9 protein-coding genes are annotated in these 8,703 nt (G+C 71.5%); 7 read left to right on the plus strand and 2 right to left on the minus strand.

Translation table 11 applies throughout. From position 1 onward, the window contains the following. Nucleotides 1-104 precede the first annotated feature (104 nt). Nucleotides 105-998 carry a metallophosphoesterase gene (locus HNR73_RS01160; RefSeq protein WP_221330624.1) on the plus strand — a complete coding sequence of 298 codons (894 nt, stop codon included), beginning with the start codon at nt 105-107 and terminating at the stop codon, nt 996-998. On the opposite strand, the gene HNR73_RS01165 is transcribed toward HNR73_RS01160, so the two are convergent. Beyond that, a complete protein-coding gene (locus HNR73_RS01165) occupies nt 981-1,223 on the minus strand; it encodes a hypothetical protein (RefSeq protein ID WP_184785301.1) in 243 nt (80 codons plus the stop codon). The two genes, HNR73_RS01160 and HNR73_RS01165, sit on opposite strands and share 18 nt — an antisense overlap. A 494-nt stretch (nt 1,224-1,717) precedes the next feature. Here HNR73_RS01165 and HNR73_RS01170 point away from each other — a divergent pair, with 494 nt between their 5' ends. The 6 genes from HNR73_RS01170 (at nt 1,718) to HNR73_RS01195 (ending at nt 6,789) form a co-directional block, all read left to right on the plus strand. Then, nucleotides 1,718-2,950, plus strand: coding sequence for a helix-turn-helix domain-containing protein (locus HNR73_RS01170; protein WP_275414603.1), 1,233 nt, complete (start codon nt 1,718-1,720; stop codon nt 2,948-2,950). 199 nt (nt 2,951-3,149) lie between these two features. Beyond that, complete coding sequence (locus tag HNR73_RS01175; protein ID WP_184785303.1) at nt 3,150-3,734, plus strand: flavoprotein; 585 nt, start codon at nt 3,150-3,152, stop codon at nt 3,732-3,734. Continuing rightward, nucleotides 3,731-4,567, plus strand: coding sequence for a Nif3-like dinuclear metal center hexameric protein (locus HNR73_RS01180; protein ID WP_184785304.1), 837 nt, complete (start codon nt 3,731-3,733; stop codon nt 4,565-4,567). Before HNR73_RS01175 ends, HNR73_RS01180 begins: the two co-directional genes overlap by 4 nt. Nucleotides 4,568-4,655: 88 nt before the next feature. After that, complete coding sequence (locus HNR73_RS01185; protein WP_184785305.1) at nt 4,656-5,393, plus strand: zinc ribbon domain-containing protein; 738 nt, start codon at nt 4,656-4,658, stop codon at nt 5,391-5,393. Next, nucleotides 5,390-5,824: a reverse transcriptase-like protein gene (locus HNR73_RS01190; protein ID WP_184785306.1), complete on the plus strand. Its 435-nt coding sequence runs from the start codon at nt 5,390-5,392 to the stop codon at nt 5,822-5,824. The genes HNR73_RS01185 and HNR73_RS01190 overlap by 4 nt, the downstream gene beginning before the upstream one ends. Next, nucleotides 5,821-6,789 (plus strand): helix-turn-helix transcriptional regulator, encoded by a 969-nt coding sequence (locus tag HNR73_RS01195; RefSeq protein WP_184785307.1) that lies wholly within the window; start codon nt 5,821-5,823, stop codon nt 6,787-6,789. Before HNR73_RS01190 ends, HNR73_RS01195 begins: the two co-directional genes overlap by 4 nt. 43 nt (nt 6,790-6,832) lie before the next feature. Here HNR73_RS01195 and HNR73_RS01200 read toward each other — a convergent pair whose 3' ends face one another. Further along, nucleotides 6,833-8,452, minus strand: a complete 1,620-nt coding sequence (locus HNR73_RS01200; protein WP_184785308.1) for a cellulase family glycosylhydrolase — start codon at nt 8,450-8,452, stop codon at nt 6,833-6,835. Nucleotides 8,453-8,703 lie beyond the last annotated feature (251 nt).

Genomic DNA, 8,703 nt, shown 5'->3' on the forward strand with positions numbered 1-8,703 from the left:
GCTCGCTCCCGGGGTCGTCTGCCTCGCTTCAATCGCACCATACTGTCTTAGAAGCCGAGGCCATCCGGTCCGCGGTCGGTGATCGCGCGTCGTACGATCGTGCGATGGTCCCTGCCGGTGAAGACATGCCCGACGACGAGACGGCGTCCCCCCTCTACGTCGTCAGCGACCTCCATGGTCACCGCGACGCGTTCGTCGCCGCCCTGAAAGAGGCCGGACTCGTCGACGACGAGGAGCGCTGGAGCGGCGGCACCGCCAGCCTGTGGTGCCTCGGCGACTTCACCGACCGCGGCCCCGACGGCATCGGCGTCATCGAACTCGTCATGGCCCTGTCCGAGCAGGCCGCCGAGGCCGGCGGCACGGTCGACGCCCTCCTCGGCAACCACGAGATCCTCCTCCTCGGCGCCCACCTCTTCGGCGAGGAGGCCGTCCCCGGGGAGGACCCGCCCAAGCAGTTCGCCGCCTGGTGGATCCTCAACGGCGGCCGCGACAGCGACGCCGAACGCCTCACCGACGAGATCTTCGAATGGCTGCGCACCCGGCACGCGCTGCGCCTCGAAGGCGATCACCTGCTCATGCACACCGACGCCCCCACCTACCTCAACTACGGCACCACCATCGACGAGATCAACGAGGCCGTCTCCGGCGTCCTCGCCGGCGACGACCTCGCCAAGTGGTGGGAGCTCTTCCGGCTCATGACCTCCCGGCGCGCCTTCTACGGCGAGGGCGAGCAGCCGGTGTGGACCGCGCGGACGATGCTCGGCATGCTCGGCGGCGAACGGATCGTGCACGGGCACAGCACCATCGCCGACCAGTTCGGCGTCGCCCCGTCCGCGGTGGACGGACCGCGCCTGTACTGCCAGGGACTCGCGCTCGCCGTCGACGGCGGCGTCTACCAGGGCGGGCCGTGCCTGCTCGTGCGGCTCGGCGACGAGGGGCCCCTGCCCGGTCCGGCGGAGTCCGGCTCGGACGGGTCCGGATCAGAAGCGGGCGAATAAGCCGCTGAGGAGCTGGGAGAGACGGCTGCCCGAGGCGGCGGTCTCGTCGGGCCGGGAGGCCGGCAGCGTCTCGGCCTCGGCGCGGGCGCGCGCGGCGGGCCGGCCTTCAAGCCAGGCGGAGACGGCGATCGCGGCGACGATCAGGACGAAGATCCAGCGGGCGGTTCCGCTCACGGCGAGGGCGTAGCCGCCCGCGCCCACGGCCGTGAGCGTGCCGGCGACCATGAAGGCCACCGCCCAGCCGGGCGTGTGGTGTCGGTGATGTGTACGCATACTCTGTCAACGAGCCGACACGCGCTTCGTCACCTTGCAGCTGCAAGAATCACCCGAACCGGGTAGTCGCGGTGTAATGCCAGGTCAGGCGTGCTATCGGAAACACCCAATTACGGATGAATGGGTATTCAACTCCCCGAATCGCATGCAGACGCAATTCGCCTGATGCAGAGATTGAACGTCACCGAATCGCGTGCTGATCGTTGCGTCTGGTGAAGGACCGGTGTAGACAAAACTTAGAAAGGTGGAAAAAGCAATACGTTCGTCATCTTCGCCCGATCCGGTGGGAACGGAGTCGAGGAAGACGAAGCGGTTGACGTCTACGCCCCGAGAGTACGGCCGCTGCCCGCGACGGCAGACTTCCCGCGCCGTGCGAACCCGGGGCGCGCCGCAGCACACCGGATCCGTCTTCTGGTCAAGACTGCTTCGTCCTGGTGGGGGTCGACGTGACAGAGGAACTTCCCATTGGCCGGCGGGTCGCCTATTGGCGACAACGCCGCACCATGTCGCAACAGGTATTCGCCGACCGTATCGGCAAGTCGAAGAGCTGGGTGGACAAGATCGAGCGCGGGGTCCGCCGACTCGACAAGTTCTCCGTACTGCACGACATCGCCGATGTCCTCCAAGTGGACGTGCAACTGCTCCTCGGGCGCGACCCCGAGCGCAGCCCGGACACCGCCAACTGCGTCGACCAGGTGGAGGTCGAGGACATCAGGCAGGCCCTCGAACGCTACGAGCGGCTCGGCACGCTCTTCGAGGCCGCGCCGATCGAGCCCATTCCCCTCACCGACCTGGAGAAGTCGGTCAGCCACGCCTGGATGACCTTCGAGTCGGCGAACTACGCCGCCCTGGCCCGCTCCCTGATCAACCTGCTCAAACTCGGTCCCGCGGTCGAGGAGGAGTCCGAGGAGCGCGACCGGCCGAAGGCGGCGAACCTGCTCAGCCAGATCTACCAGATCGCCTCCTCGGTGCTGCGCAAACTCGGTGAGCCCCAGCTCGCGTGGCTGGCCGCCGACCGCGCCATCAGTGCCGCCCAACGCGGCGACGACCCGCTGCTCATCGGCACCGCGACCACCCGGGTCGCCAACGCCCTGCGCTCCCTCGGGCGCTCGCGGGCCGCGCTGGACCTCAACATCCAGGTCGCGCAGAAGATCCTGTCGCAGGGCGGGCCCGCGCCGACCGACGCCGTGTACAGCGTCCACGGCGCCCTTCTGCTCCAGGGTTCGATGGCGGCGGCGCACTGTGGCGACCTGCCGACGGCCCGCGAGCTGCTGCGCTCGGCCGACCAGATCGCCGACGTCGTCGGCGACGGGAAGAACCACTACTGGACCTCCTTCGGGCCGACGAACGTCGCGCTGCACCGTGCCGCGGCGGCCGTCGAACTGGGGGAGGGGCGCATGGCCATCAACACGCACGTGAGCATCGACCCCGAGTCCTTCCAGCGGCTGGTCCCCGAGCGGCGCGCGCACCACTATCTCGACGTCGCCCGCGGCTACAACCAGGTGGGCAACCTGCCCGAGGCGGGCCGCCTCCTGGTGGAGGCGAGCCGGATCGCGCCCCTGGAGATCCGCTGCCGGCCGATCGCCCACCAGGTGATCAGCGACGTGCTCCGGCGCAGCCGGGGTGCGGCACCGGCCCTGCTGGTGTCGATGGCCGAAGAGCTGAGGCTCGCCGCATGAGGGAGGGCACGGCGGACGGCGGCGAACCCGGCCGGGCCGGGCCGTCGCGCACGGCGAACCCGAGCCCCTATCGGAGCGCGATGGCCGTCGGAAGACACCACCGCGCGGGTTCGGCGTCCGCGCCGAGCGGGTACGTCAACGTCATGAACGTCGGTGAACCGCGTGCGAAGAGCCCGGGGACGCCCGAAGGACGTCCCGAGTGACCGCCGGTGAGTCCGGGCGCGAAACCTCCGGGCGCCCGGTCCTCCACCTCCTCGTCTGCGGTTCCCCCCTGGCCCGCGACGTGCACAAGCTGATCCGCCCGGCACTCGCCGAGGGCTGGGACGTGTGGGTCGTCTCCAGCCCCGACGGCGCGAAGTTCCTCGACATCACCGCCGCCGAGTCGCTCACCGGCCACGCCGTGCGCACCCGCTATCGGCACCCGTCGGAGTCGGGCGACCTGCCCGTCGCCGACGTCGTCGCCGTCGTGCCGGCCAGCTGCAACACGGTCAACAAGTGGGCCGCCGGGATCTGCGACACCCTCGTCCTCGGGTTGCTCGCCGAGGCGCTCGGCCGCGGCCTGCCGATCGTCGCCGCGCCCTATACGAACTGGGCGCACGCCGCCCACCCCGCCTTCCCCGAAAGCGTCGCGAAACTGCGCGGCTGGGGTGTCTGCGTCCTCTACGGCGAGGACTTCTACCGCTTCCACGACCCGGGCCGCGGTTACCTGACCCAGCATCTCTTCCCGTGGCAGCGCGTGTGGGAGGAGGTGTCCTCGCGACGCGCGGTAACGTGCCCGCCGTGACCACTCCCGTGAACGGCATCGTCGTCGCTGAGATCACCGCCGCCCTCGACGCCCTCTACCCGCAGGAGACGGCCGAGTCCTGGGACCGCGTCGGTCTCGTCCTCGGCCGTCCCGAACGTCCCGTCCGGCGTGCCCTGCTGGTCGTGGACTGTGTTCCCGCGACGATCGCCGAGGCCGTCGCCGCCGACGCCCAGATGATCATCGCCCACCATCCGCTGCTCCTGCGGGGTGTGTCCTCGGTCGCCCCGACCGACTACAAGGGCCGCGCCGTGCACGACCTCATCGAGGCCGGCATCGCCCTCTACGTCGCGCACACCAACGCCGACGTCGCCGATCCCGGCGTGTCCGACGCCCTCGCCAGGCGTCTGGAACTGGAGAACCTCCGCCCGCTGCACCCGACCGCGCCGGGCGCGTCGACCGGCATCGGCCGCGTCGGGAACCTCCGGGGTGTGATGACCCTCGCCGAGTTCACCGCCTACGCCGCCGACCGCCTCCCCGAGACGGTGTGGGGGGTGCGAGCCGCCGGAGACCCGAACCGTACGGTGATAACCGTGGCGGTGTCGGGCGGTGCGGGAGACTCGTACCTGGCCGACGCCACCGCGGCCGGCGCCGACGTCTACCTCACCGCCGACCTGCGTCACCACCCGGCGAGCGAACACCTCGCCGGTGATGGACCGGCGCTCGTCGACGCGGCACACTGGGCTACTGAACGACCGTGGCTCGACCTGGTGGCCGCCGCGCTCGGCGCCGACCTCGGTCTCGACACGATCGTGTCGGACGTGGTCACCGACCCGTGGACCCTGCACGCCGCCCGCACCGGCCTGGAGCGGTGAGCACGGCCGCCCGCACGACCGTCGCCGCACCGGCGGCGCCAGCACCGTCAGCCCGACACGCCACCCGCGAACGAGGAGCCAAGGACAATTGAAGGCCGACCCGAAGGACCAGCGACGGCTGCTTGACCTGCAGCTCAGCGACACCACCCTCAACCAGCTCGACCACCGCCGCCGCAACCTTCCCGAGCACGCCGAGATCGAGCGCTTCGACACCACCGCCCGCACGGCGCAGGACGAGCACGCGCAGGCCGAGGCGGCGGTCGGCGACATCGATCGCGACATCGCCCGGCAGGAACGCGAGATCGAGCAGGTCCGCCAGCGCGCCGCCCGCGACCAGGCCCGCCTCGACGCCGGCACCGGCTCGGCGAAGGACCTGTCGAACCTCCAGCACGAACTGGGCAGCCTGTCCCGGCGCCAGTCGGAGCTGGAGGACGTCGAACTGGAGCTGATGGAGCGCCGGGAGACCGCGCAGGCCGCCGTCGACGCCCTCACCGCCCGCCTCGACGAGGTCAACACCGGCCGCGAGGCCGCCACCGCCCGCCGCGACAAGTCCCTCGGGGAGATCGCCGGCGAGGAGGCCCTGGCGAAGTCGGCCCGGCAGCAGCAGGCCGGGGAACTTCCCGACGCCCTGCTCGCCCTGTACGAGAAGATCCGCACGCAGTCCCCGATCGCCGCCGCGCCCATCCGCGGGCGACGCTGCGGGGCCTGCCGCATCGAGCTGTCGGCCGGCGAGGTCGACCGCGTCAAGACCGCTCCCCGCGACGAGGTCCTGCGCTGCGAGGAGTGCCGCTCGATCATGGTGCGCACCGAGGAGTCCGGACTGTGAGGGTGACCATCGAGGCCGACGGCGGCTCACGCGGCAACCCCGGCCCGGCCGGGTACGGCGCCGTCGTCCTCGACGCCGACGGTGAGGTCCTCATCGACCGGCAGGGCGCCCTCGGCGTGACCACGAACAACGTCGCCGAGTACGAGGGACTCATCGCGGGGCTGCTGGCGGCGGCCGAGCTCGGTGCGACCGAGGTCGACGTGCGCATGGACTCCAAGCTCGTCGTGGAGCAGATGAGCGGGAACTGGCGGATCAAGCACCCCAACCTCAAGCCGCTCGCGGTCCGCGCGGCCGAGGCGGCCGAGGCCTTCGACACGGTGACCTACGCGTGGATCCCGCGCGGGGAGAACGTCCGGGCCGACGCCCTGGCCAACGAGGCCATGGACGCCGCCCGGCAGGCGCGAGCCGAGCGGGGCAGCGCGCACCGATGAGCGACGGTACGCCGAGTCTCGGCGGCGTCGGCCTGTCCGCCGCCGCCGAACGGCTGTACCGGGCGATGCTCGCCGACCCGCTCGCGCCGCCCGCCGGGCTCGTCGCCGGCGCGGGCGTCGCGGGGCCGGAATATCCGGCGCTGCTCGCCGAACTGAACGCGCACGGTCTCGTCGGGAGCACCGAGGGACGCATGAGCGCGGTGGACCCGCGCATCGGGCTCGGCGCGCTGGTCCGGGAACGCCAGTCGGGCCTGGATCTGGCGACGCAGGCGATCACGGGGCTCGTCGCGGCCTTCACCGAGGGGCAGCTGCGGGCCGATCCGGCGCGGCTGGCGGAGGTCGTCGACGGCCCGGAACGGGTCGCGGCGGCGATGGCCTCGATCGTCGGGGAGGCCACGACCGAGGTCGCCGTCTTCGACGCACCGCCCTATGTGGACAAGAAGACCTCCGAGCACGCCGAGACGTCCCTGCTCGACCGGGGCGTGCGCAGCCGGGCGATCTACGCGGTGGCCGCGCTGGAGGTACCGGGCTATTACGACGCCGTCCGGGCGATGATCGCGGCGGGGGAGACGGCGCGGGTCGTGCCGACGGTGCCGTTGAAGCTGGTCGTCGTCGACGGCCGCCGGGCACTGCTGCCGCTGGCGATCAACGACGGGGTCGTGCGCAGCGCGATCCTGGTGCACCCGTCGGCGCTGGCGGAGGCGCTGGCCGCGCTGTTCGAGTCGGTGTGGGACACCGGCCTGCCGATCCCGGGGGAGCTGGAAGAGGTCGCCGAGCCCCTCGACGCCGACGAGCGGGAGCTACTGCGGCTGCTCAACGCGGGCGTCAAGGACGAGGCGATCGCCCGCCGCCTGGGGGTGAGCTCGCGAACGCTGAGCCGCCGGGTGACGCGCCTGCTGGAGCGACTGGGCGCGGCGACGCGGTTCCAGGCGGGGTTGCAGGCCTCGCGGCGGGGATGGCTGTGAGGGCCCGGGAGCGGCGCCGTCGGCACCACCCCCGGCCCCAGGGTTAAGCCGGCGTACAGCCGACCGCGCCCGGACTCTGCGTGTTCCCGTTCGGCGTCCCCACCTGGAACCCGAAACTCGTGCTCGCCCCGGCCGCGAGGTTCCCGTTGTACGGCATGTTCCGCGCGGTGATGGTTCCGGTCGTCCCGGTGAGCGTGGCGTTCCAGGATCCCGTGATCGCCTGTCCCGCCGGGAGCGTGAACGTCACGGTCCAGCCGGTGATGGCGGTCGTCCGCGTGTTGGTCACGGTCGCGGGCTGTACGACGTAGCCGTTGCCCCAGCGGTTCTGCACCGTCGTGACGGCGGTGCACCCGCTCGGGCCTCCGGTGCCCGTGGTCGTCGCGCCGACCGTGCCGGAGGGCGCGGACGTGCCGTTGGCGTTCGAGGCGGTGACGCGGTAGCAGTACGTCGTGTTCGCCGCGAGTCCCGAGTTGGTGAAGGTCCCGGCCGTGCTCGTCCCGACCTGCGTGAAGGCGCCACCGGCCGTGCACGCGCCCGCGGCCCGCTGCACCTGGTACTGCGTCGCCGACGGCGAACCCGTCCACGACAGCGACACCGAACTCGACGTCGTCGCGCTCACGGCCAGCGCGGTCGGCGCCGCCGGCGCCGAACCGCCCGGCCCGCAACCGGTGTAGACCGTGGCGCAACGCGACGTCGCCTGGACCCCGTTGGCGCCCTGGAACACCCGCTGCCCCCACGTCGTCAGCCGAGTCGGGTCGAACGCGACCGTCTGATCCAGATAGGGCTCGCTGTTGCCGCTGTACGACCAGGCCATCCAGCCGATCCCGCGCGCCTGCGTCTCGGCCATGATCGTGTCCTCGTCGACGTTCTGGCCCTGATGCTCATGCCCGAACTCGCCGACGATCAGCGGCAGCCCCATCCGCGCGAAGGCGTCGAGGTAGGCGGTGATCACCGAGGCCGTCCCGTAGACCTGGTACATGTGCACCGAGAAGAGCGTGTTGCGCTGGGGGTCGGCTGCCCAGACCGTCGGCGCGGTGTCGCGCATGACGTTGGCCCAGTCCTGGCCCCAGCTCGGCGCGTCGACCACGAGGGTGTGCGTGAACCCGAGCGTCCGCATCCGCGCCACGGCGCCGGCCGTCGCGCTGGTCCACTGGCCGGGGTTGGTGTTGCCGATCGGCTCGTTGCCGATGTTGATCAGGACGTAGGCCTCCTGTCCGATGAGGACGTCGCGGATGCTGTTCCAGTAGGTCACGGCCTGGTCGAGGGTCGCGGCGGCGGCGTCCTCGCCGTAGCCGGTCGTGTCGTGCGCCTCCAGCACGCAGATCAGGCGGTTGGCCTTGCACTGGGCGATGACGGCGGCGACGTCGGCGGCCGGGCTCGGCCCCCAGCGCTGCCCGCTGCCGAGGACGACGCGGACGGTGTTGGCGCCCAGCCCGGCGATCTCGCCGTAGGACGCCGTCTCACCCTGATACCAGACGTGCGGATGGCTGGTGCCACGCATGACGAAGGCGTTGCCGTTGGCGTCGAGGAGATCGCGGCCGCTGATGTGGAAGCCGGTGGCGGCCGCCCGCGGCTCAGCGACGGCCGTGGTCGAAGGGACGAGGACGAGCAGCGAAACGACGAGCGCGAAGAACGCCCCCAGTGCCGTTAAGCGAAGCTTCATGGTCGGTCCTTGAGGATTGCGGGCACGCGCGACCGGTCGCGCCCATGGCGAACAGAACGCGGACGCCGCGCACAGAACCGGCTCCCGGTGGCCCCGGCGCTTCGACCCGCGAGATCAGAGTGGCACTTAATCGGTTAAGGAGCAAGGGATCGCCGCACCGCCCTTGAGCGGCGGGTCAAGGTCCGCTCAAGGTTCCCCGCCCCGGCCGTACCTACGTTGGTCTGGCCGCGGTGCCCTCCGCGGTGAGACCT

The sequence above is a fragment of the Phytomonospora endophytica genome, assembly GCF_014202425.1.
Taxonomy (GTDB): Bacteria; Actinomycetota; Actinomycetes; order Mycobacteriales; family Micromonosporaceae; genus Phytomonospora; species Phytomonospora endophytica.

What these genes read in the sequence shown, in the direction of transcription:
- HNR73_RS01200 (WP_184785308.1), bottom strand. Translation starts at nt 8,452, where the DNA reads ATGAAGCTTCGCTTAACGGCACTGGGGGCGTTCTTCGCGCTCGTCGTT.
- HNR73_RS01160 (WP_221330624.1), top strand. Translation starts at nt 105, where the DNA reads ATGGTCCCTGCCGGTGAAGACATGCCCGACGACGAGACGGCGTCCCCC.
- HNR73_RS01165 (WP_184785301.1), bottom strand. Translation starts at nt 1,223, where the DNA reads ATGGTCGCCGGCACGCTCACGGCCGTGGGCGCGGGCGGCTACGCCCTC.
- HNR73_RS01195 (WP_184785307.1), top strand. Translation starts at nt 5,821, where the DNA reads ATGAGCGACGGTACGCCGAGTCTCGGCGGCGTCGGCCTGTCCGCCGCC.